The 24,230-nt window shown below is 48.4% G+C and carries 21 protein-coding genes; 5 read left to right on the top strand and 16 right to left on the bottom strand.

Annotated elements, in window-relative coordinates; genetic code table 11:
• Positions 1 to 91: 91 nt before the first annotated feature.
• The 10 genes from fba to iolA all read right to left on the bottom strand — a co-directional run bounded on the left by fba (position 92) and on the right by iolA (position 11,369).
• Positions 92 to 964 (bottom strand): class II fructose-1,6-bisphosphate aldolase, encoded by an 873-nt coding sequence (gene fba / locus G9F50_RS00345; RefSeq protein ID WP_047936327.1) that lies wholly within the window; start codon positions 962 to 964, stop codon positions 92 to 94.
• 2 nt (positions 965 to 966) lie between these two features.
• Complete coding sequence (iolI, locus tag G9F50_RS00340) at positions 967 to 1,809, bottom strand: 2-keto-myo-inositol isomerase (protein ID WP_007407832.1); 843 nt, start codon at positions 1,807 to 1,809, stop codon at positions 967 to 969.
• Between the two features lie 87 nt (positions 1,810 to 1,896).
• A complete protein-coding gene (locus G9F50_RS00335; RefSeq protein ID WP_007407833.1) occupies positions 1,897 to 2,766 on the bottom strand; it encodes a sugar phosphate isomerase/epimerase family protein in 870 nt (289 codons plus the stop codon).
• A gap of 19 nt (positions 2,767 to 2,785) precedes the next feature.
• Positions 2,786 to 3,820 carry a bifunctional inositol 2-dehydrogenase/D-chiro-inositol 1-dehydrogenase gene (gene iolG / locus G9F50_RS00330; protein WP_020958069.1) on the bottom strand — a complete coding sequence of 345 codons (1,035 nt, stop codon included), beginning with the start codon at positions 3,818 to 3,820 and terminating at the stop codon, positions 2,786 to 2,788.
• A gap of 22 nt (positions 3,821 to 3,842) precedes the next feature.
• The gene (locus G9F50_RS00325; RefSeq protein WP_060562325.1) at positions 3,843 to 5,138 is read right to left on the bottom strand and encodes an MFS transporter; all 1,296 of its coding nucleotides are present in this window, start codon (positions 5,136 to 5,138) and stop codon (positions 3,843 to 3,845) included.
• 12 nt (positions 5,139 to 5,150) lie between these two features.
• Positions 5,151 to 6,047, bottom strand: coding sequence for a myo-inosose-2 dehydratase (gene iolE, locus G9F50_RS00320; RefSeq protein WP_060562324.1), 897 nt, complete (start codon positions 6,045 to 6,047; stop codon positions 5,151 to 5,153).
• Between the two features lie 15 nt (positions 6,048 to 6,062).
• Positions 6,063 to 7,976: a 3D-(3,5/4)-trihydroxycyclohexane-1,2-dione acylhydrolase (decyclizing) gene (iolD, locus tag G9F50_RS00315; protein WP_060562323.1), complete on the bottom strand. Its 1,914-nt coding sequence runs from the start codon at positions 7,974 to 7,976 to the stop codon at positions 6,063 to 6,065.
• A gap of 24 nt (positions 7,977 to 8,000) precedes the next feature.
• On the bottom strand, positions 8,001 to 8,993 hold the full coding sequence (gene iolC / locus G9F50_RS00310; protein WP_017418539.1) for a 5-dehydro-2-deoxygluconokinase: 993 nt from the start codon (positions 8,991 to 8,993) through the stop codon (positions 8,001 to 8,003).
• Between the two features lie 23 nt (positions 8,994 to 9,016).
• Complete coding sequence (iolB, locus tag G9F50_RS00305; protein ID WP_060562322.1) at positions 9,017 to 9,832, bottom strand: 5-deoxy-glucuronate isomerase; 816 nt, start codon at positions 9,830 to 9,832, stop codon at positions 9,017 to 9,019.
• A 73-nt stretch (positions 9,833 to 9,905) separates the two neighbouring features.
• The gene (gene iolA, locus G9F50_RS00300; RefSeq protein WP_014419295.1) at positions 9,906 to 11,369 is read right to left on the bottom strand and encodes a methylmalonate-semialdehyde dehydrogenase; all 1,464 of its coding nucleotides are present in this window, start codon (positions 11,367 to 11,369) and stop codon (positions 9,906 to 9,908) included.
• A gap of 444 nt (positions 11,370 to 11,813) precedes the next feature.
• On the opposite strand from iolA, the gene G9F50_RS00295 reads away from it, so the two are divergent.
• The 3 genes from G9F50_RS00295 (at position 11,814) to G9F50_RS00285 (ending at position 15,087) form a co-directional block, all read left to right on the top strand.
• Positions 11,814 to 12,569, top strand: coding sequence for a DeoR/GlpR family DNA-binding transcription regulator (locus G9F50_RS00295; protein ID WP_007614879.1), 756 nt, complete (start codon positions 11,814 to 11,816; stop codon positions 12,567 to 12,569).
• A 77-nt stretch (positions 12,570 to 12,646) separates the two neighbouring features.
• Positions 12,647 to 13,579, top strand: a complete 933-nt coding sequence (locus G9F50_RS00290) for an aldo/keto reductase (RefSeq protein ID WP_007407843.1) — start codon at positions 12,647 to 12,649, stop codon at positions 13,577 to 13,579.
• A 119-nt stretch (positions 13,580 to 13,698) separates the two neighbouring features.
• Positions 13,699 to 15,087, top strand: coding sequence for a sugar porter family MFS transporter (locus tag G9F50_RS00285; RefSeq protein ID WP_007407844.1), 1,389 nt, complete (start codon positions 13,699 to 13,701; stop codon positions 15,085 to 15,087).
• A gap of 42 nt (positions 15,088 to 15,129) precedes the next feature.
• Here G9F50_RS00285 and htpG read toward each other — a convergent pair whose 3' ends face one another.
• Together htpG and G9F50_RS20495 are read right to left on the bottom strand one after the other, a co-directional pair.
• Complete coding sequence (gene htpG / locus G9F50_RS00280) at positions 15,130 to 17,010, bottom strand: molecular chaperone HtpG (RefSeq protein WP_053573885.1); 1,881 nt, start codon at positions 17,008 to 17,010, stop codon at positions 15,130 to 15,132.
• Between the two features lie 171 nt (positions 17,011 to 17,181).
• Positions 17,182 to 17,430, bottom strand: coding sequence for a hypothetical protein (locus G9F50_RS20495; RefSeq protein ID WP_007614882.1), 249 nt, complete (start codon positions 17,428 to 17,430; stop codon positions 17,182 to 17,184).
• Between the two features lie 127 nt (positions 17,431 to 17,557).
• Here G9F50_RS20495 and G9F50_RS00270 point away from each other — a divergent pair, with 127 nt between their 5' ends.
• Positions 17,558 to 18,379, top strand: a complete 822-nt coding sequence (locus G9F50_RS00270; protein ID WP_060562321.1) for an SDR family oxidoreductase — start codon at positions 17,558 to 17,560, stop codon at positions 18,377 to 18,379.
• A gap of 60 nt (positions 18,380 to 18,439) precedes the next feature.
• Here the strand turns inward: G9F50_RS00270 and G9F50_RS00265 are convergent, their stop codons facing one another.
• The 4 genes from G9F50_RS00265 to G9F50_RS00250 form a co-directional block, all read right to left on the bottom strand.
• Positions 18,440 to 19,039: a response regulator transcription factor gene (locus G9F50_RS00265; RefSeq protein ID WP_007407848.1), complete on the bottom strand. Its 600-nt coding sequence runs from the start codon at positions 19,037 to 19,039 to the stop codon at positions 18,440 to 18,442.
• The gene (locus G9F50_RS00260; protein ID WP_060562320.1) at positions 19,036 to 20,172 is read right to left on the bottom strand and encodes a sensor histidine kinase; all 1,137 of its coding nucleotides are present in this window, start codon (positions 20,170 to 20,172) and stop codon (positions 19,036 to 19,038) included. The genes G9F50_RS00265 and G9F50_RS00260 overlap by 4 nt, the downstream gene beginning before the upstream one ends.
• A gap of 118 nt (positions 20,173 to 20,290) precedes the next feature.
• A complete protein-coding gene (gene desA, locus G9F50_RS00255; protein WP_033574427.1) occupies positions 20,291 to 21,340 on the bottom strand; it encodes a Delta(5) desaturase DesA in 1,050 nt (349 codons plus the stop codon).
• A gap of 245 nt (positions 21,341 to 21,585) precedes the next feature.
• Entirely contained in the window at positions 21,586 to 22,743 is a 1,158-nt protein-coding gene (locus G9F50_RS00250) for a TetR/AcrR family transcriptional regulator (RefSeq protein WP_060562319.1), read from the bottom strand.
• Positions 22,744 to 22,884: 141 nt separating this feature from the next.
• Between G9F50_RS00250 and G9F50_RS00245 the strand changes: the two genes are divergently transcribed.
• Entirely contained in the window at positions 22,885 to 24,222 is a 1,338-nt protein-coding gene (locus G9F50_RS00245) for an aldehyde dehydrogenase family protein (protein ID WP_060562318.1), read from the top strand.
• The last annotated feature ends 8 nt before the right edge of the window (positions 24,223 to 24,230 follow it).

Here is a 24,230-nt window from a genome sequence, read left to right as displayed (position 1 = left end):
ACAGGTTGATTTGATTGTGATACTTTGGTGAAACGCGAGAAGGACATAAACGGAAAGACGAAAGCACTCACGATGTTGTGAGTGCTTTTCATCAGCCGACCTGCTGTTTTACAGCTTTACCGGCTGATCCGAACTCTCTCATTTTGCTTCGCACTGTCTCTTCCACGGCTTCAATGCCGGGTGTCATGTAGCCGCGCGGTTCGTACAGATCTCCGTTTTCCTGAAACATGCGGCGTGTTTCTTCTGTCCAGGCGACCATACATTCCGTGTTGATATTGATTTTCGCGTGGCCGAGCGTGATGGCTTTTTTGATCTGTTCCTGCGGAATCCCGGATGCTCCGTGAAGAACGAGAGGAATATCAGTCATGCGGGAGATAGCCTCCATTTCTTTAAATCCGAGATTCGGTTCACCTTGATATTTGCCGTGGACGGAGCCGAGGGCGGCGGCCAGCGCGTCGATATTGGTTTCTTTGACGATCCGCTCACATTCAGCGACATCGGCATAGCGGACCCCGCCGACCAGCCCGTCTTCCATGCCGCCGACCGTGCCGACTTCTGCTTCTACTGAGACGCCGTGCTTAGCGGCATAATCGGCGACTTCTTTTGTCATCGCGATGTTCTCATCAATCGGATGATGGGAGCCGTCAATCATCACTGAGCTGAATCCGGCGTCAATGGCCTGTCTGCAGCGTTCCGCACTGCTTCCGTGATCAAGATGGAGCACGACGGGAACGGTAATCGCCATTTCTTCCATTAACGCGCCGACCATGGCGGAAATCGTTTTAAATCCGCCTAAATAGTCGACCAGACGATCGGAAGCCGCGGCGATGACCGGCGATTGCTCCTTTTGCGCCGCTTGCAGAATCGCCTTCGTCCATTGGAGGCCGTTGATATTAAATTGGCCGACTGCATAATGCTCCCGTTTCGCTTCTGCAAGAAGATGTTTCATGGTGACAAAAGCCATGTTCACGCCTCCTTCATGAAGTATTTTGATACGACGGCTTCCGTTGTTTCCTTTGCCGTTTTGATCGTTTCCTCCGCAGTCAGCTTATAATATTCAGGTCTGAACAGCTCTACGGAGACAACATCATTGAATCCGATTTCTTTTAACGCTGACAGATGGGCGTCTAAGTCAATCGCACCCTGTCCAGGCCAGACGCGGTCTTCATCTGTTAAAAAGCCGATCGGAAAGTCTTCTGTATCGTCGATATGATAGATGAAAATTTTCTTTCCGTCCGCCTGCTTCAAGCTCTCAATATTGGAGCCCATCGCGTGGAAATGGAAGCTGTCAAACACCAGTCCGACATTATCGCGGCCGACAGCGTTCACGATGTCATACGCCTGTTCAAATGTATTGACCGTGCATTGCGGGTGGCCGACAAATTCAAGGGCAATGTTTACGCCGTACGGCTCCGCGATGTCCGAAAGCTCAGTCAGCACCTCTATGCTGCTCTTTTTGATCTCTTCTTTCAAGATTTTCCGCTCTGTCACAAGCGGCACGGCCACTACATATTTCACGCCGAGCGTCCTGCAGGTTTCCATCATGCTTTTGAATTCCGAAATGATCTCCCTATAGCCCTTCTCATCACGGTTGTTGAAGAAAACCAGTGCGTTCAGGGCAAGCGGTTTAATGTGATGGGTTCGAAAATATTCCGCCAGATCGGCCAGTGAATGGTCTTTTAAGTATTCCGGCAGCTTATCCATTGTGCGGATTTCAATATAATCATAGCCGTGCTTTTCGCACAGTTCTAAATCCTGTTTCAGGTTTGAATTCTCCAGCGTAGTCGCTTCATTAAAGCAAAGTTTCATGTCAGCCTCTCCCATCCGCGTTTTCGATATGAAGGGAGTCCGGCAGGAGGGCTTGTTTGCCCCGCTCCGCCGAACTCCATACTCAGCTTATGCCATACCTAATTCTTCCTTTAATTTCTTAAGCGTGGTTCGGCTTGATTCATCCGCTCTTTCACCGACCCAAGCAAAAACAGCGTTCGTCGCAATTCCGTCGAATTTCATCTCTCTCATCTTTCTGAAAATCGTCTCAAAATCAACCTCGCCTTGCCCGATGTCCAAATGCTGGTGAACCGTTACTTTCGCGTCAGGCGGGTTGACGATGTAGCGCAGGCCATGCGCCGCTTTATGATTAAAAGTATCTGCAAATAAAACATGTGTGAGGCGGTCGCCGGCTTCATCAAACATGGTCGCAATATCGCCTTTTCCGTCATCATAGAAGAACGTATGCGCAGTCGAGTAGACAAGATTGATCCAATCCTTGTCAAGCGCGCGGATCATATCCATCGCACCTTTGTGCGTTTCGATAAAATCGTATGGATGAGCCTGCAGATTGAGTTTAACGCCTTCTTTTTCAAAGACGGGCAGCAGTTCATCCATGGATTTGATGAATTTTTCTTCACTTGTCAAAGGATCATATTTTGAACCGCTGAATTCACTGTTCATCAAATCCACTTCAAGTTCAACCGCAATTTCGATCGCCCGTTTCCAGTTGCGCACGGCGGCCTGTCGGCGGTCTTCATCAGGACCCGCCCAGTGGTAAAGCGGAAGAAGAGAGGACAGCTTCACACCTGTATCCTTTAAAAGGCGCTTCAATTGTTTGATTTTTGCTGAATCGACTTTCGGATATTTGTAGAAAGGACAAAAATCCTCGCGCGGGGACAGTTCGATATATTCGTATCCGAGCTCCGCCGTTTTATAGACCATTTCTTCTAACGTTAAATCATCGCGGTACATGGATGGATCTAAGGCCAGTTTCATTTCTTTCACTCCCGATCTATTATTTGTTCACAGTCGTAAATGATTGGTAGAATGCCGGTTTCTCTTGCAGCGCCACAGGCTCTTTCTGCCCGGATTCCTGAGCTTTTACGCACGCATCAGTTGTCACCGCGGCAATATAACCGTCCCATGCCGTCGGACCGCTGACTTCGCCTTTATTACGGATCGAATCAATGAAGTCTTGAATTTCCACATCATACGCAGCCACAAATCGGCGCTGCCAGTCCATCAGGATATCGGTGCTGAATTTCCCTTCTTTTCTCAAGCTGATGCTTGATGGTTCCGGGAGCTTGATAACGCCGTCTTCCCCGACGATCTCACATTGAATGTCATAGCCGTATTTACAGTTCACGTAGATTTCGGCATTGATGACGATGCCGCCTTTTGTTTCGATGATGACCATCTGCGGATCTTTCAGATGCGGCAGCGCATTTTTTGATTTCTTCGGATAGATCACCTGTACGGATTCATAGTCGTCATTGACGAGCCAGTGGAGGACATCAATTTCATGAACGAGCGTATCGACGACGGCCATGTCCGTTGAATAATTGGATGCGACTGTCGGGTTGCGGTGCGCACAGTGAATCATCAGCGGCTCGCCGACCACGCGGTTGTCAATCGCTTCTTTCAGCTGAACGTAACCGCTGTCATACCTGCGCATGAAACCTACCTGCACCAATCGTTTTCCCGTCTTCATTTCTTCCTCGACAATGCGCATACAGCCTTCTGCCGTTGTCGCAAGCGGCTTTTCACAAAACACGTGCTTGCCGTGCTGAATCGCTTTCAAAACGCTGGACTCGTGAGCCGGTCCCCAGCTTGTCACTAAGACGGCATCCACGTTTTCAGCAGCGAGGAGGCTGTCGTCATCAGGATAAACGGAGGCGTTCAAATTGAAATCCTGAACGGTCTGCTGCGCGGCCTCCTGATTCACATCTGTGACAGCGGTAATTTCCGCTCCGGACAGCTTATTTGTGATGCGGTTGATGTGCTCTTTTCCGATAGCACCGGTTCCGATAACACCTATACGTAAATTCATTGATCGCCACTCCTTCTGATAATCAAATAATGGTTCTCGTCTTTCTTTTCTCGCTGCCGTCCTGAGGAGCACCGTACAGTTCCTCCTGTATCTGTTCAAGCGACTTGCCGGACGTATTCGGAGCGAAGACAAGCCCGATGATCATACTGGCCGTCACACATATGAGCAGAATACCGGCCATAAAACCGATGCCGAATTGTGACATGATGACCGGCACAAATAAACTCCAAATTCCGATTGAAATACGGACGAGAAAGAACATGAGCCCTTGTGCTGACGCTCTGTGTTCTGTCGGGAACAGCTCGCTTGCCCACAGTTGGTAGTTCGCCTGCTGGCCGGCTCCGTTATTGATGCCGATCGCTAAAACAAACAAAAGCAGCATCGGGAGTCCCTGAAACGGCAGTAAAAACAGCGACCAGCCGACAACGGCCATACATGCGCAGATTCCGAACACCGTTTTCCGATATTTATCTGCGAAAGGCATGAAGATACAGGCGACGCCGAGCCCGGTGAAGATAAACAGGGCCATCTGCAGAATGTTGGCCGTATTTGCGGATACGCCGCCGACCTGCTGGTAGATGTACGGCATGAAGAATCCCATGACGCCCGCGGCGAGATTCCATACGAGAAACACACCCATTAAAAACAAAATGTTCTTGAAAAATTTCGGCTGAAGCAGGTCAAAATAAGATGTTTTTTTCACGGCGGCAGGCCGATCTTCACTGTTTTTCCAGGCATCCGACTCAGGTAAACGCTTTCTTATCACATATGTGATCAGGGCGATCACCAATAGATGCGCAAAGACAATTTTATTTCCTAAAAGCCCGAGGTCACCGACCAAAACGGATAACAGCAGAACCACAACGGCTCCTGCGGCCCACGCCACCTGCGCCACTCCGCAATGCCTCGCCCGGTTTTTCTCGGGGGCGTTTTCCGCGATAATGGTCCATGAAGCTGTAATATCCGCGCCTACAGAAATCCCGATAATCATGTATCCGCATAACAGCATGGGAAAGTTGAATCCAAACAAAACCAAACAAATTCCTAAGGCGTAGACGAGCATACTGTTTGTGTATACAGCTTTTCGGCCGACCTTATCAGCCAAATACCCGCCGAGCAGCGCTCCGATGGCCGCTGATATCGCGTTTGCGCTGAAGGCGCCGAGCAATCCGATCTGGCTGTCGGACAGCTTCAAGTAGCTGACCCACATAGATAAACCCGCTGATCCTGCCACGATGGAACCTGCATCAATGTAATTTGCTAATGCTGCGGCGATGGTCCTTTTGCTGAAAGCTGATTCCGCCTTGGCACTATTCATATAAGTCCCCCTCTAATTTGCAGGATCAAGCAGTTCACTGTCGATGTACTTTCTTGCAATCAGCGCGTACTCAAGCGGATTGGCGACTGCCGGGTCTTGTTCGGCTTCGATGACGATCCAGCCTGAATAATCATGACGGACGAGCGTTCGGTATACTTCGGTAAAATCGATGCATCCGTCTCCGGGAACCGTAAAAATGCCCTGTAAAAACGACTGCCTGAATGACTTGCCTTCCTGTCTGCACCGCTCCATAATGTCAAACCGCGCGTCCTTGAAATGAACGTGTCTGATCCGATCCATATGCTTGTTGAGAATCGTCATATAGTCTCCGTCCGAGATATAGGCATGGCCGGTATCATATAGTAAATGGACATACCGCGGGTCCGTTCCATCCATCAGCCGGTCAACTTCTTCCGCCGTCTGGACGCCTGTGCCGAGATGATGATGAAACGTGAGGTCCAGCCCGTATTCGCCAGCGATTTTCCCGAGACGGTTCAAGCCTTGGCACAGCGTATCCCATTCTTCATCTGAGAAGTGCGGTTTTTCCTTAAACACATCAATGTCCAAGCCCTGAACGCTGTACGTCTGTTCAGAAACGATGGCGACATCCGCTCCGACTTTCTGCAAATAATCACAGTGTTCTGTAAATTGTTCAGCCGTTTTTTCAATACCGTCATGTATGATAAAGCTGCTGAACCATTTCCCCGCAATCCGCAAGTTCCGGAGAGCCAGCTCCTTATTCAGGACGGAGGGTTTAGGGAAAAACCCTCCCACTTCCGTACCTTGAAAGCCGGCGACAACAATATCGCTTAACAAATGCTGCAGCGTATTCCCGGCTCCGATTTCCGGCATATCGTCATTGCGCCACCCAATGGGAGCGATGCCCCACAGAATATCTTGTTTGCCCATCGTGATGCCTCCCCTCTAGTACTGCTTTGCAGACTTCAGCTTCGTCTCTTTCGCTTCGTATGCCCGCTGAACGCTTTTCTGCTCCGACACTTCCGCCACGCCGACATGCCACCAGCTGTCATAGCCGTCCGTCATCGTTTTCGGCAGAACCTTCATTTCAATTAAAGTGGATACGTCTTGCGTTTTCGCATCTTCAAGCGCCGCTTTCAGTTCTTCAACCGTATTGGCTCTGTATGTTTTAGCGCCGTAGCCCTCTGCCACCTTCGCGTAATCAACGTTTAAAATCTGATTGTCCACTGTGCGGAACTCGCAAAAATAACTGCCGCTCCCGTGATCCATCTGCAGGTTGTTGATACAGCCGAATCCCGAGTTGTCAAAAAGCAGGACATTGATTTTTTTGTTATATTGAAGCGCGGTAATCAGCTCTGAGTGCAGCATCAGAAAGCTTCCGTCGCCGACGAGTGAATAGACTTCTTTGTCGGGATGGGCCAGCTTGAGGCCGAGCGTGCCTGATACTTCATACCCCATGCAGGAATAGCCGTACTCGAGGTGGTACGTATTCGGGACATTGGAATGCCACAGCCGCTGCAGATCCCCCGGAAGAGATCCCGCCGAACTGATGACGACGCTGTCTTCAGGAATCGTGTCATTGATGGTCAACAGCGCCGTTGTCTGCGGCAGCTCAGTCTCGAGCGCGTCGGCATACTCGTTTAACACGTCCTGTGAGAAATGGTTTTTTATTTCCGGTTTGAACGCGTCACGTGTAAAAGTGACCTTTCCGAGCCGGTCCCGTTCAGCCAGCCATTCATCTTTCCAGTCTTTAATCGCCGTGCCGAATGCACTTTTATATCCGTCTAATAAGCCGTGCAGCCTGCCGAGCGTCACTTTCGCATCGGCTACGACCTGAAACGCGTCAAGCTTGTAAGCCTGCATGCGGCTGACGTTGATATTCAAAAATTTTGCTTTGTCAAAATCAAACGCCGTTTTCGAGGATGTCGCAAAGTCCGTGTACCGTGTGCCGACACCGATGATCAGATCAGCCTGGCGGGCGGCTTTGTTTGCGGCGAGGGTGCCCGTGATGCCCATGCCGCCCAGATTGTTGGCGAAATCGGCTTCAACCGTTGACTTGCCGGCCTGCGTTTCGACAAGCGGAATGCCGTATGTTTCAGAAAGCGCGATTAATTCCTCACGCGCGCCGGAGTACTTCGCGCCGCCGCCCACTAAAATGACGGGACGGCTGCTCTCCTTAATTCTTTCCGCGGCGCCTTTCAGTTCACGCTCGCTCGGCTGCATCCGGTCAATGTAATGAACGCGTTTTTTAAAGAAGCTTTCATCAAAATCAAATGCTTCTCCCTCTACATCCTGAGAAATGCAGATGGTCGCCGGGCCCGCTTTTGCCGGATCTGTCATCACTTCAAACGCCCGGATTAAGCTGCTCATCAGCTGCTCGGGGCGGGTGATGCGATCCCAATAGCGGGACACGGGCTTTAACGCATCGTTTGTTGTGACGGCGGCACTGTATTCCTGCTCCACCTGCTGAAGCACCGGGTCAGGCTGCCTCGTCGCAAAGGTATCGGCCGGAAGCAGCAGCACCGGGATATTATTGGCCAGCGCTGTACCCGCGGCAGCCGTCAAGTTAGCGGCACCCGGACCGACCGATGTCGATACCGCGTAAATTTTTCTTCTCAGCATCTGCTTGCTGTATGCCATCGCGGCATGCGCCATGCCTTGTTCGTTTTTGCCTTGATAGACTTTCAGGTGCCCGGCGTCCTGCTCAAGCGCCTGCCCGATCCCCAACACATTTCCGTGGCCGAAAATCGTGAAGATGCCCTCAACGAACGGCTCTTCTTTTCCGTCAACATGAATGTACTGCCGGTTCAAGAATTGAATCAGCGCTTGTGCTGTCGTTAAGCGAATTGTCTTACCCACAAACGATCCCACCTTTTATACGTTCTATTTACCGTTAAGACTGTGCTGCGCTTCAATCAGTTCGATGATTTCACCGGCAGCCGGCATTGCTTCTGAGGAGCTGTGTTTGCTGACGACGATGGAAGCGGAAGCGCTCCCGTATTTTAAAGCCGTTTCAATATCCCGGCCGCTGACAAGTCCGTAGATGAAGGCTGACGCATAGGAATCACCCGCTCCGAAGGTCTTCAGCACCTTTGTTTTATAGGCATGCGCCCGGAAAACTTCTCCCGATCTGCTGTATGCGTATGATCCGTCAACGCCGTGCTTAATGACGACAAGGTCAGCGGAGTGCGCAAACAAATGGCGGACGGTTTCATCGTTATCTCCGCCGCTGCGGTTTTCCATTACGTCAAATTCGTCACGCGTACCGATGACGATATCGGATTGTTCCGCCACCAGCGTGTAGTACACGGCTGTTTCTTCTGCCGATTGCCATGTATACGGACGGTAGTCGAGCTCAAACACGACTTTTACGTCATGTTTTTTTGCGATATGCACCGCTTTTAAGACGGCTTCGCGCGACGGGCTTTTCGCAAGCGCCGTACCTGATACGAGCAGCATTTTCGCGTTTGCGATGTAGCCTTCATTGACTTCGGACGGCTCAAGATACAAATCCGCCACGTCATCCCGGTACATCAGAATGCTGCACTCTTCAGGACTGAGAATTTCCGTAAAAGCGAGCCCGGCTTTGCGCCCTTCTCTGTCAACGGTCATTTGTGACGTATCAACGCCCTTTCCCTGCATATAAGAAACGATGAATCTGCCGTGCTGATCGTCCGGGATTTTGCCGATAAAACCGGCTTTTAATCCGAGCTTGGCGCTGCCGATCGCAATATTTGCCGGGGAGCCGCCGACATATTTAGAAAACGTCATCGTTTCTTCCATCGGCCGGTTGTATTCCGCAGCGTTCAAATCAATACACGCGCGTCCGATCGCGACAATATCAAACTCTTTTTCTTCATTAAATGTATATTTCATCGTTATCTGCCACTCCTCACTTGTTAGCGTTCCAGGATCCATTCATGGGCCGGATCATTATGAAACTTCCATTTTCGTGTCGGTCCCGCCATTACATTCAGGTAGTAAGAGGTATACCCGTCCGGAACACCAACCGGATGATAGCCCGCCGGCACGATGACAACGTTTTCATTTTCTGCGGTCATCGTCTCGTCAATCGAGCGGTCGTCCGTGTACACACGCTGGAAGACAAAACCCTGCGGCGGGTCCGTTTCATGGTAATAGGTTTCTTCTAAAAAGGATTCAGCCGGCAGATTGTCTTGGTCATGTTTATGAGGCGGATAGCTCGACCAGTTGCCGCTGTCCGTGTAAACTTCAACAACGAGAAGGCTGTTTGCCGATGGATCTGAATCGGGGAGAATATTATGAACGGTTCGTTTGTTTGCCAGCTTGCCGCGATGTTCCACACCGTTGTCTTCCGCTTTAATCAGCTTTGTCGGAAGCTGGTGTTCGGACGGAGAATAGCACAGCGCGACCCTCGCCCCGCTGACCGCTGTGATTTCAAAAGAGCGGTCATTGGACACATAAACGCTGTCCGTCGGTTTTCTTTCAAATACGCTTTCACGGGTGCCGATGCTTTCAAATGTCTGATCATAATCAGTGACGGTGATTTTTCCCGTTACCGCAACGATGCAGCACTCCTTCTTTTTCAAATCTTCTGTATATGCGGAACCGGGAGTGAGGTCAACGACTTTAAATCCGACGTATTTGAGGTCTGAATTGGCTGAAGTGACGTCATGTATGATGTTCACGCCTTGAGAAATCTCATCGGCCTGCGGTTTGCGCAGCAAATGACTCATGTTTATTCCTCCTTAATTGATGGTAAAAGAAAACCCGGACGGAATCACAAAGCCGTCCGGGCCGGCTGTCAGATCAATTGAAGTCAGGAGACGGGTATCGTGCCGTCACGACTTTTTTACGTGTATAGAAGTCGACGCTGTCCTTTCCGTTTGCGTGCAATGTGCCGAAGAAAGAAGACTTCCAGCCAGAGAACGGGAAGAATGCCATCGGCGCCGGCACGCCAAGGTTGATGCCGAGCATCCCCGCGTCAATATTTTCACGGAAGTAGCGGATCGCGTTCGCATTTGAAGTGAACAGACACGCGCCGTTCGCAAATTCAGACTGGTTGGCGATGTCCACCGCTTCTTTTAAGTTTTTCACGCGGATGACCGACAGAACGGGCGCAAAGATTTCATCTTTCCAGATCGTCATATCCGTCGTCACGTTGTCAAAAATCGTCGGTCCGACGAAATAGCCGTCTTCCGTTGCGTTTTCACGTCCGTCACAAAGAAGTCTCGCTCCTTCTTCGATGCCTTTTTCAATATAGCTGTGCGTGCGTTTTTTGTTGTCCTCGCGGATGACCGGGCCTAAGAACACGCCGTCATCCAGTCCGTTTCCAATCTTGATGTCCGCTGCTTTTTCCTGTAATTTCGCCATAAACTCATCGGCGATTCCCTCTTCAACCGTCACAACCGCGCATGCCATGCAGCGCTCTCCTGCCGAACCGAATGCCGCGCCGATAATGTTTGTCACCGTATCTTCAAGGTGGGCGTCATTTAACACGATCGTATGGTTTTTCGCGCCCGTTAACGCCTGCACGCGTTTCAAATGTTCGCTGCCTTTTTTGAAAACATACTCGCCGACAGGTTTTGAACCGACGAATGAGATGGCTTTAATATCCGGATGTTCAAGAACGCCGTTTACGACGTCATGCGCGCCGTGCACGACATTGAAGACGCCCTTCGGCAGACCGGCCTGTTCAAACAGCTCTGCCAGTTTTTCCGTTAACAGCGGCGTGCGCTCAGACGGCTTCAGAATGAACGTGTTTCCTAACGAAATTGCCATCGGGAACATCCAGCACGGGACCATCATCGGGAAGTTGAACGGTGCGATACCGCCGACCACCCCGATCGGATAGCGGTAGTTCGCCGCCTCTACATCCGTCGCGATGGAGGCAAGTGAATCGCCCATCATGAGTGACGGCGCGCCCGCTGCGAATTCGACGTTTTCAATTCCGCGTCCCACTTCACCGAGTGCCTCCGTCGTGTTTTTACCGTTTTCCAAAGTAATCAGACGGGCAAGCTCTTCTTTGTTCTGCTGGAGAAGCTGCTGATAGTTAAATAGAATTCTCGCACGGCGCGGCACTGCCGTCTTTGACCATGTTTGAAACGCCTCTGACGCTGAGCGGACGGCGTATTCCACATCCTCCCGCGTAGAAATCGGAACCTGGCACATCACTTCTTTTGTAGCCGGATTGACAACGTCTTCATATTGATCTGTCTTACTTTCAACCCATTCACCATTGATGTAGTTTTTCAGTTTTCTGATCTCTGCCATTCTCATTGCCTCCTTAAATAGTAAACATCCTGTTCAGCTGGGTAATAACGGATGAATATATTCATCTTTTACATATAAAAGACATGAATTAAACGCTTACAAATGCTAAAATGATGGTGACTCCCAATCTTCCCATGTAAAAGTTGGTCATGTACCGGAAAAAGCAAACGGTTACATCTTTCACTTTTGATTTTACAGGTTATATTTTGGTCATTTCTTGGTTACATTGTAAGCCCAACACATCTTCAAGTCAATCTAAAAAATCAAAATTTTTTCATTATTTTTATCATACTTTTTTTGATCGGGAAAACAGGAACTTGGAGAACCGTGTCGAATTGGAGGGGATGATCCCTCTTTTTTATCATTTGTTAAGTAACTATTGATTAACTTCTGGTGTTTATTATATATTTTAATTACTTTAAGAATTCTAGAAGGAGTTTTTTTATGAAACTGATGCGGATTCAGGAGATGGAAGAATACATTCTCAAACACGGAGCCACTTCGCTGGATGAGTTGTGCGAGGTATTCAACGTCTCTAAAAACACGGTCAGACGCGATATTAATAAGCTTGCGGAAAAAGGGGTTATCAAAAAGGTGTACGGCGGCGTGACATCAGCCGAAAAATCTGTGCTCGTCCCTTTTGAGAACCGCACCATTCAACATCAGGATGAAAAAATCAAAATCGCCCGCTATGCGTCACGGTTTATCGAGGATCACGATCTTGTGTTTATTGATTCCGGCACGACGACCAAATCGATGCTGGAGACGCTTGATCCCGATAAGAATGTAACGGTTTTGACGAACAGCCTTGATATTATTAACGCGGCTTCATCCATGAAAAATATCGACCTGATCATCATCGGCAATAACTACAAACGGAAGACAAGGTCGTTTGTCGGCATTGATGATCCGAGCACACTCAATAAATACAACATTAACAAGGCGTTCATGTCCGCTACCGGGACAACGATCACCCACGGCCTGACGAATTCCGACTTACTGGAATACGAGGTGAAAAAGAGAATTTCCGAAAAGGCGAACGAAGTGTATCTGCTCGCGGATCATTCCAAATTCGGCAAATCCACGCTTTTGACATACGCGCCTTTCGACCGGCTTCACAGCATCGTCACTTCTCAGCAGCTGGATGAGGAATATACGAAGTATTGCCAAGAGCATCAAATCGACATTCACTTGGCATAGCGTTATAGTTAATAGAGAACGCTGCCGTATTTTTCCGGCAGTCGCTATGATATCCAATTTTTTCAGGGGGCGAAAACATGAGCAAAGTAACAATCGGCAAAACTGACCTAAAAGTATTTCCGATCGGTTTGGGAACAAATGCGGTCGGCGGACACAATCTCTATCCGAATCTGAATGAAGAAACGGGAAAAGAATTGGTCCGGGAAGCGATTAAAAGCGGCGTTACCATGTTAGATACCGCCTATATTTACGGTGTGGGCCGTTCTGAAGAATTAATCGGCGAGGTGCTGAAAGAATGCAACCGCGAGGATGTCTTCATCGCCACAAAAGCCGCTCACAGAAAAGAAGGCGATGACTTTGTTTTCGACAATTCACCGGCCTTTTTGAAACAATCGGTCGAAGACAGCCTGAAACGCCTGCAGACTGATTACATCGATTTATTCTACATCCATTTCCCGGATGAGCACACGCCGAAGGACGAAGCCGTTCAAGCGTTGAATGAGCTGAAAAAAGAAGGAAAAATCCGTTCCATCGGCGTATCCAATTTCTCTTTGGAACAGCTGAAAGAAGCCAATAAAGACGGCTTAGTCGACGTGATTCAAGGAGAATACAACCTGCTGAACCGTGAGGCGGAAAAGACTTTCTTCCCTTATACGACAGAACACGGCATCTCATTCATTCCGTACTTCCCGCTCGTATCCGGACTGCTGGCCGGCAAATACGACGAGAACACAACCTTCCCTGAAGGCGACCTGCGCAATGATCAGGCGCATTTCCAAGGGGAGCAGTTTAAAGAAAACATCAAAAAAGTCAACCAGCTCAAACCGATTGCCGAAAAGCACAATGCCGATACGGCGCATATCGTGCTTGCCTGGTACTTGGCGAGACCTGAAATCGATATCCTGATTCCAGGCGCCAAACGCGCGGATCAATTAAAAGACAACATGAAAGCAGCCTCCATTACGCTATCTGCTGAAGAAATCGCGTTTATCGACAAGCTGTTTTCCTAAGAAAAAAACACGCCTTTTAAAAGGGGCGTGTTTTTTTATGTTTATATTTTTCTCTTCGGGGAATGAAATAGTTATCTAAATAAACTATTATGCGTTCCAAAAGATGAGGAGGATCATCTGTGAAGAAAAACACCAAAAAATACCTGATTTACTTTTTCGGAGCATTAGGCGGGCTGCTTTACGGCTATGATACCGGTGTGATTTCAGGGGCTTTGTTATTTATTAACAATGATATTCCTTTAAACACGCTGACCGAGGGATTGGTCGTCAGCATGCTGCTGCTCGGTGCGATTTTCGGGTCCGCATTAAGCGGGACATGCTCTGACCGATGGGGCCGGAGAAAAGTGGTTTTCGTCCTTTCACTCATTTTTATTATCGGCGCGCTTGCCTGTGCGGCTTCGCAAACCGTCACTATGCTGATTATCTCCCGTGTCATTCTCGGGTTAGCCGTCGGGGGCTCAACGGCGCTGGTTCCCGTTTATCTATCTGAGATGGCGCCGACAAAAATACGCGGAACGCTCGGCACATTGAATAACTTAATGATTGTAACCGGAATTTTACTCGCATATATCGTGAATTACATATTCACCCCGTTTGAAGCTTGGCGCTGGATGGTCGGTCTCGCCGCAGTACCGGCGGCGCTTTTATTAATCGGAATCGCGTTTATGCCGGAATCTCCGAGATGGCTCGTCAAACGCGGCCGTGAGCAGGAAGCCAGACAAGTCATGGAAATGACCCACGACAAAGAGGATATCGCCGTTGAATTGGCGGAAATGAAACAAGGAGAAGCCGAGAAAAAAGAATCTACGCTCGGCTTGCTGAAAGCCAAATGGATCCGCCCTATGCTGCTGATCGGGATCGGCCTCGCCATCTTCCAGCAGGCGGTCGGTATCAACACGGTGATTTACTATGCGCCGACCATCTTTACAAAGGCCGGACTCGGCACTTCGGCGTCCGTTCTCGGCACGATGGGCATCGGTGTCTTAAACGTCATCATGTGTATCACCGCCATGATCTTAATTGACCGGATCGGCCGGAAAAAACTGCTGATGTGGGGAAGTGTCGGCATTACCTTGAGCCTGGCGTCACTATCAGCCATTCTCCTTCTGGCCGGCCTGTCAGCTTCAACAGCATGGCTGACCGTGCTGTTTCTCGGCATCTATATCGTCTTCTACCAGGCGACATGGGGTCCCGTCGTATGGGTTCTGATGCCGGAGCTGTTCCCGTCAAACGCACGCGGAGCCGCAACCGGATTTACGACATTGATCCTGTCGGCAACCAACCTGATCGTTTCACTGGTATTTCCGCTTATGCTGAGCGCTATGGGCATCGGCTGGGTATTCGGAATATTCTCAGTCATTTGCCTCTCATCCTTCTTCTTCGCCGCTTACATCGTTCCTGAAACGAAGGGCAGAAGTTTAGAAGAAATCGAAACGCACTTGAAAAAACGGTTCTCCTTAAAGAAGCGCAGCAAACAAAATCAAATTCTTAAACAGCGCACACTGTAATAAAAAAAGGAATCGCCCCCGCTGGGCGATTCCTTTTTGGCGTCATACCATAACTTTGCAAATGTCATTCGTAAATTCGACCGGATCATGGATCGGCAGCCCTTCAATCAGAAGCGCCTGATTGTAGAGAAGATTTGTGTATAATGCAAGCTTTTCCCGATCTTGTCCGTGCGCGTTCTTTAACGTCTCAAACACTTCGTGATTCGGGTTGATTTCCAGCACTTTTTCCGCTTTGACCTGCTGGCTGTCAGGCATGGCGTTTAATACTTTTTCCATTTCGATCGTCACTTCGCCGTCTGTCGCAAAACAGACCGGATGAGATTTTAAACGTTTCGACGCTCTGACGTTCTTTACTTTATCCGCAAGAATCTCTTTCATGCTTTCAAACAGGTCTTTATATTCGTTTTCTTCGGCTTCAGTCTGCTTTTCATCCTCATCACTGTCGATGCCTAAGTCGGCGCTGGATACGGATTTGAACTCTTTTTCCTCATAGCTTGTCAGCATTTTGATCGCGAATTCATCGATATCTTCCGTGAAATATAAAATTTCGTAGCCTTTGTCCGCCACCATTTCAGTTTGCGGCAGCTTTTCAATCCGCTCATATGAATCGCCGGACGCGTAATAGATATACTTTTGATCCTCAGGCATTCTGGACACATATTCGTCCAGAGTGACGAGCTTTTTCTCCTTAGATGAATAGAAGAGAAGCAGATCTTTTAATACGTCTTTATTCGCGCCGAAATCATTATAGACGCCGAATTTCAGCTGTCTGCCGAAAGATTCATAGAAAGATTCGTATTTTTCTCTTTTGTTCTTCAGCAGGCTCTTGAGCTCGGCTTTGATTTTTTTATTGATGTTTTTCGCAATCAGCTTCAGCTGGCGGTCGTGCTGCAGCATCTCTCTGGAAATGTTCAGCGACAGATCCTCAGAATCCACCATGCCTTTTACAAAGCTGAAATGGTCCGGAAGCAGGTCGGCACATTTGTTCATGATCAGCACGCCGTTGGAATACAGCTCCAATCCTTTTTCGAATTCCTTCGTATAATAGTCAAACGGCATGTTTTCCGGAATAAACAAAATCGAATTGTAGCGCACCGCTCCATCGACGCTGATATGCACATGGGTCAGCGGTTTATCAAAACCGTAATGCTTCTCGGCGTAAAAAGCCTCGTAATCCTCATCCGTCAGCTCGCTTTTGTTTTTTCTCCAGATCGGCACCATGCTGTTGACCGTCTGTTCTTCCTGAACTTCTTCAAATTCGTTCTCGCTGCCCTCTTTCGGCTTGTTGACCGTCTCTTCCATTTTGATCGGGTAGCGGATAAAATCAGAGTACTTTTTCACGATCGCTTTGATGCGGTAGTTTTCTAAAAACTCATCATAGCTTTCATCTTCTGTGTTTTCTTTTATTTGCAGGGTGATTTCCGTACCGACGGTTTCCTTGTCACACGGCGCGATCGTGTAGCCGGCAGCCCCTTCCGACTCCCATACATGCGCTTCGTCACTGCCGAGCGCCTTACTTTTCACCGTGACTTTATCAGCCACCATAAATGCCGCATAAAACCCGACGCCGAACTGGCCGATAATGTCATGGCCGTCTTTCGAGTCATTTTCTTGCTTGAAAGCGAGTGAACCGCTTTTCGCAATCGTGCCGAGATGCTGTTCAAGCTCGTCTTTTGTCATCCCGATACCGGTGTCTGTGACGGTGAGCGTTCTCGCTTCTTTGTCCGCCGTCACTTTTATGTAGTAATTGTCTTGATCAAACGTTAATGAATCATCGGTTAACGCCTTGTAATAGATTTTGTCAATCGCATCGCTCGCGTTGGAAATTAACTCGCGGAGAAAAATTTCCTTCTGCGTGTAAATGGAGTTAATCATCATGTCCAGCAATCGCTTGGATTCTGCTTTAAACTTTTTTTTCCGCACTTCAGATCTCTCCTTTAATTATGCTTTGATGTTATGTAAAATCTTTTCAGCATCTATTTATCATATACAGTGACAATTGTCAACTAGGATTAGCAGATGCATATATTGTAAATTTAACATGTTAATGGATTGATTTCACCCATTTTATCAATAAAAAAGAGAGAATGTTGATCATCCTCTCCTCTCTGCTTCTTTCCGGCGGCCGAATTCCTTCTTCATCCATATGTATGACGGGTAGAAAAACAAACTAAATAAGATAAGAGATCCCAAGTTTCGCAAAGACTCATGCAGAACATTTCTTACAGTGAGAGGAAATATGATGTCCTGAAATAGAATAGAGATAACGGTGTAAATCACAAATCCCATAGGAACAATGGCATAACAATAAAACGCTATCTCCTTCTTATGCTGTATCTTCAAAATATGTAAACCTCCCAATGATGTATATACATAATATTAACATATTTAATAGGTATTTAGAAACAGACCTCCGTATGTTTATCCCCCTATTCAGCGGGAACAGATATAAAAAAGGAGGAATCGCAATATGGGAAGATTAACAGACAAAACCGCAATCATCACAGGGGCCGCGACAGGCATCGGACAAGCGACGGCACGGGTTTTCGCCGATGAAGGCGCCCGCGTGATCTGCGGTGATATCAATGAAAGCGAACTGAATGAAACCGTCAGCGCCATCAGAAAAAACGGCGGAGAAGCAGAAGCCTTTCACCTTGATGTATCAGACGAAGAAAACGTAAAGTCTTTTGCGGACGGCATTCAGCAAAAGTACGAAACAATTGACATTCTGTTCAACAATGCCGGTGTTGACCAAGAGGGCGGAAAAGTCCATGAATACCCGGTCGACCTGTTTGACCGGATCATCGCCGTCGATCTGCGCGGCACATTTCTTTGCAGCAAATACCTGATTCCGCTCATGCTCGAAAAAGGAGGCTCCATCATCAACACCTCCTCCATGTCCGGCCGGGCCGCAGACCTTGACCGCTCAGGCTATAACGCCGCAAAAGGCGGAATCACGAACCTGACGAGAGCGATGGCCATTGATTACGCCAGAAGCGGAATCCGCGTCAATTCCTTATCGCCGGGGACGATTGAAACGCCGCTCATTGATAAATTGGCAGGCACGACAGAAGACGAAATGGGCGAGGCGTTCCGTGAAGCCAACAAATGGATCACGCCGCTCGGCCGGCTCGGAAAACCGGAAGAAATGGCAGCCGTCGCACTCTTCCTCGCTTCAGACGACAGCTCTTACGTCACGGGAGAAGACATCACCGCAGACGGCGGCATCATGGCATACACTTGGCCGGGGAAAATGCTGATTGATAAGAAATGGAAGGAAGAGACGGAGTGACGATAGATAATAAAAAAAGCCAGTGTAAAAAAAACACTGGCTGAACAAGCTGAGGGCGGGTTACTTAAACCAGCCCTTTTCCTTTGATCGGGTAATGGCTTCAATTCGATTTTTCACTTCTAATTTATCCAGGATCATCGAAACGTAATTGCGGACTGTGCCGCTTTTGATGCTGAGGGCGTTTGCGATTTCTTTCGTGTTTTTTCCGTCCGCGACAAGCTCGAGCACCTCTTTTTCCCGTTCGGTCAGCGGGTTTTCTTCACTATAGATGTCCTCCATTAATTCAGGTGCATAGACGCGTCTCCCTTTCATGACGCTGCGGATGGCGCTGACGAGCTCATCGCTCGGGCTGTCCTTGAGCATGTACCCGCTGACGCCTGCTTTTAGCGCCCGCTGAAAATAGCCGGAGCGGGCAAAGGTCGTCAAAATGATGATTTTCACACCGCTGTCCTTGAGTTCTTCTGCCGCTTCAAGACCTGATTTCCCGGGCATTTCGATATCCATCAGACAGATGTCGGGCGCATGTTTTTCCACGAAATCGATGGCATCCTGGCCGCTTGTGCCTTTACCGACAACCGTCATATCCTCTTCTAAATTCAACAGCGAACCGAGTGCACCGAGCAGCATTTGCTGATCCTCGGCAATGAAGATGTTGATCATCTGCTACCATCCTTTTCTTTTGATTTTGAATCATTCGGGATTCTCATGGTCAGCTTTGTTCCGGCGGCTGTATCGATGGCTAAACTGCCGTTTGCGAATTCAAGACGTTCCCTCATTCCAAGCAGGCCGTGCCCCTTTGAAAAAAAGCGGTCTTCTTTGCATTGAAAGCTGCCGTCATCTTCTACCGTAATGACAACCTCTTTCCAAAGCTGCTGAATGGTGATGCGGCATACTTTGGCGCCGCTGTGTTTCACGACATTGGTGACGGCTTCTTTAATGCACATGCTGACGATGTTTTCGTTCAGCAAAGAGATATGTTTAGGCGCTTCTTTTTCTTCATACACAAATTCAATTCCTGCCGCTTCAAGAATTTGCCGAACATTGCCGAGCTCATCCTTCAAGCGGATGCCTTTCATTGATGAGACGATTTTTCTGACCTCATTTAAGGAGGTGCGGGCCGTCTGCTGCACGCTTTTCAGCTCAGTGCGGGCCTGTTCAGGGTCCTTGTAAATCAGCTTTCGGGCGAGGTCGCTTTTCAGTCCGATTAAGGAGAGCTTTTGTCCAAGTGTATCGTGAAGGTCCCGGGCGATGCGCTGCCTTTCTTCCAGCTTCACAAGATCGGCGATTCGCTCATTTGCATATTCTAATTTCTCCTCAAGGCGCTCCCGTGCCTTTCTGCTTCGAATGCTGAGCGGGAGCAGGATGGCACTGATCAGTGTAATGACGATAAACGGAATTTGTGTCAAAAACCACCCTTTTTTCAGAACAAGGCTGAAGTTGACGGCAACCGCCGCACTGATGATATGAATGTAATATAAGATGTAAAAAGGAACTTTGTCTCGGATATGGCCGATGAAGTAGGCGATAAAGAAGGCGAAGTAAATATAGCTGAACAGCATAACTGAGCCGGTCGAAATGCCGATCAGAAGAAGCGCCCATAAGTAAAGCGGCCAGCCTTTTGCAACAAATGCGAAGCGGTATGCGCCAAAGAAAACAAGTGTGAAAATGATGCCGGCCACGATAACAAAGGTAGAAGAGCTTTTAAAAATAAAATAAAAAGGCAAGATGAAAAAAATCGTCCATATATAAGGAGAAATCCCGTTCAGTTTTTGAAATTTAAAATACTTCTTCATCTTTGTTCCACCTTCTGCTGCTTGTGTCTACCATCACTTTATCAAAACACCGCCTTCATTGCATCCTCACGCATGAAGAGAAGGCCCTTTCTGATAAGAGAAAGAGCCGCGCGCCATATCAGGCATTTTTCTTTAAAGGTTCTTTCGGCACCGGATGGGGCGCCGGTTTTTTCCGCGCCTCCCGAAAGGTGACAAATTGCTTTTCGTCCTCATCCCACAGACGGAATTTCATGGATTCAAGACTTGTTTTAAGCGTAATGGTCGGTACGTTTTTTAAAGGCTCGTGCCCCTCATGAGCGGCTTCCAGCTTGTAGTTCGGCACTTTCGGGCTTAAGTGGTGGACATGATGGTAGCCGATATTGCCTGTCAGCCATTGCAAAAGCTTCGGAAGCTTGTAAAAGGAGCTTCCTTCTACCGCGGCCTGCACATAGTCCCAATGCTCATCGGCTTCAAAATAAGAATCCTCAAACGTGTGCTGAACATAAAAGAGCCAGACGCCGATTGACCCCGAAATAAGGAAAATCGGACCCTGAACAAGCAAAAAGTTTTCCCAGCCGACAAGCAGGCACGTCGCAGCAGCCAATAAGACAATCGCCGCGTTCGTGAAATAGGTGTTCCAGCGCTCCTTGCGGCGGGCGCCTTTTACATTGAAACGGTTTTTAATCAGAAATACGTAAATCGGGCCGAGAATAAACATAATAAACGGATTGCGATAAAGTCTGTAGCGTACTTTTGTCCAGGCTGAGGCTTCGTTGTATTCCTTGACGGTCATCATCCAAATATCGCCGGTGCCCCGTTTATCTAGGTTGCTGCTCGTCGCATGATGAATGGAGTGGCTGCGCTGCCATTGAAGGAACGGAAACAGTGTCAGCACACCTGAAATAAACCCGAACAGCCGGTTCAGCTTCTTTTGTTTGAAAAAGGATTGATGGCAGCAGTCGTGGAAAATAATAAAGATTCTTGTCAAAAATCCCGCTGCTATAACAGTAAAGGCGAGGGTCAGAAGATAGGAGACATTGAGGCTGAAGTAAGCAAGAAACCAAAGGGCAAAAAACGGCACAAACGTGTTGAAAAGCTGAATGACACTATGCTTTGTATCGGCGCCGGAAAATGCGGCAACCTGCTTTTTTAAAGACGCTTGTTTTTGAGTTGCGGCGTGATTGATCATGAATGTCATGTCCCTTCTTTTTCATTATGATCCCAAGTATAACGGGGCGCCAGACGCTTTTGTAGTAGCAGCCATCATGCCCCGAATATGACATTTGTCATGTTTGGCGGCAGAATGCTGATCAGGCGTCATATGGAAGGTATCTTTTTTAAGGGATAAAGCCGGACAATTCATATCGGCACTTCTCGAAGAAAACAGCAAAAAAGAACCCGGCCTGTTTTCGGCTGAGTTCTTTTTCATCATCCTCACAGCAAAATCACCCGATACTTCTTTACATCCAAAAACTGCAGAAACTCCCGGGCCAGCATGTCCGGCGCGTGGTCTTTTCCTTCATGAAGACGATATTGAATCAGACCGACGAGCATGGACGCGACATAATATGCATAGAGTTTTTTGCCCGCCTGAATGTGCAGGGGCTGATGAAGATAAAACGATTGCAGCGCTCTGAACATTTCCGGAATGACGTCAGGCACTCCGGAGCCCTCTCTCAGAAAATGGACGAGCGGCAGGCCTTCCGACAGTGCCGAAAAGAGACGGACGAGCGCGGCTTCCGCTTCTTCCATGGAGCAATCGGCAGGCTCTCCTTTTACCGTCAATAATCCGATCAGATCCCGGCATGATTGATGGATGATCGTTTTCAGCAATGCTTCTTTGTTGGCGTAATGGTCATAAAAAGTGGCACGGCGGAGGTTGCTTTGACGGGCAATATCGGAAATCGTAATCGCCGCGTACTCTTTTTTTTCTGCCATTAAGCCGATCATGGCTTCTTGCAAGGCCTGCCTCGTCCTTGTCACCCGGCGGTCGGCGGGCTTTTTTTCTTCTTGTTCCGGCACCCGGCGGCCAAACAGCCAGTAAAACCGTTTTTGAGAAATCAAATCCCACACCTGTCCGCTGATCGCTTCCGGGGATGCCCCGGGCTCCTCATTCAGCCAGTACAACACAATGGCATACGTGTATAAAGCGCGGTAATGAATGTACATATCCTGTTCAGTCGGTGAGAAATCCGCATTGACCGGTGACAGCAGCACATCATGCCGGAACACATCTTTTAAAAAAGCATGAAAGTGAAAATAGGGCATTTTATTGCGGTCCATCATCGTTTGAAAAAACACCCGATGCCGATCAACAAAAGACAGGGTCGGATGCACTTTTTGCCATCCGCCATGTAAATGAAGCACATCTTTATTCTTCAGTGAATCATACAGCGCTTCGCTCAGCCCGTCTTTCATTTCTTCCTCTATATCCTCTAAAATCGCATATTTATCTTCGTAATAAAGGTACAGTGTCCCCCGGCTCACATGCGCCCGTTCGGCGATGTCCTTCATGGTCACACGGCGGATATCCCGCTCTCCAAGCATGGCCAAAAGCGCTTGTTTGATGTCAGTTGTCACAGAATCCGGCATAAGAGACACTCCTTTCATTAGACAGATCACCGCAATTTGTACGGTAACGTATAGATGTGTTTACGCTGTCTTTGCCGCAAAAACACATCACATTATAATAGGCCCTGAAGAAACAAAAAAGCAACCAGAGGAGGAAGACCGATGGATCAGCATATAAAAGCAGACATCAAACGCGTCTTTGAGCTTCAGAAAAAAAATCAAAAAACGCTGCGTGCTTCAACAGCCGGGCAGCGCAGAGAAAAGCTTCAGCGCTTTTTAGATGCCGTCACCGCACATGAAGAAGAAATCATCGAGGCAATCAGACGGGACGTCCGCAAGCCTTATCATGAGGTGAAAAGAGCGGAAACGCAGGGAACGATCAAGGCGATAAAAGATAATATGAACAATCTCGACACCTGGATGGCGCCGAAACGCGTCGGCTCATCCGTCAGTCCCGACGCTGACGGCGTATTAATGTACGAGCCAAAAGGCCTTACCTTAATTCTCGGCCCGTGGAATTATCCGTTTATGCTGACGATGGCTCCGCTTGCAGCTGCCATTGCGGCCGGCAACAGCGCGATTGTGAAGCTGTCCGATTTTACAATGGAGACGAGCCATATCGCCGCGACAGTTATTCGCGAGGCATTTCACGAAGAAGAAGTCGCCATTTTTGAAGGTGAGGTCGATGTCGCCACAGAACTGCTCGACCAGCCGTTTGACCACATTTTCTTCACCGGAAGCACGAATGTCGGTAAAATCGTCATGACGGCAGCAGCGAAGCACTTGTCGTCCGTCACGCTTGAGCTTGGCGGAAAAAGCCCGACGATCATCGACAGCGACTATGATTTGATGGACGCGGCGAAAAAAATCGCCGTCGGCAAATTTGTCAATGCGGGACAAACATGTATCGCTCCTGACTATCTCCTTATGAAGGAAGATGTACAGGACACCTTTACAGATCTCCTGCAAACCATTGTCAATGCAGGTTTTATGGAGGATGATCATACGGTTGACCGCAATAAATTCACGCAGATTGTCAATGAGCGCAACTTTAACCGTGTCAAAGCTCTATATGATGATGCCATTGAAAAAGGGGCGAAAACGGCCTTCGGCGGCGTATTCGATGCGCATGACCGCACGATTTCTCCGACCGTGCTGACAAACGTCACGCCTGATATGAAGATCATGCAGGAAGAAATCTTCGCACCGATTCTGCCGATTATGAATTACGAAGATATCAGTGAAGCCGTTGATTACATCACTGAACGGGACAAGCCGCTTGCCTTGTATGTATTCAGCCATAATCAGGAGCTGATCGATTATGTGCTGCAGCATACGACATCCGGCAATGCTTCTGTCAATGATGTCGTCGTTCATTTCACTGACGTCAACCTTCCGTTCGGCGGTGTCAATACGAGCGGGATCGGTTCATATCACGGTGTGTACGGCTTTAAAGAATTTTCTCATGAAAAAGGCGTATTTATTCAAGCCTCTAAATAAAAAAAGAA

Origin of the sequence: Bacillus sp. EKM206B (assembly GCF_011066015.1) — a bacterium.
In the GTDB taxonomy this organism is placed as follows: domain Bacteria; phylum Bacillota; class Bacilli; order Bacillales; family Bacillaceae; genus Bacillus; species Bacillus velezensis.
The sequence above is the reverse complement of the archived record's forward strand: the minus strand, read 5'-3'. Positions and strand labels throughout refer to the sequence as shown.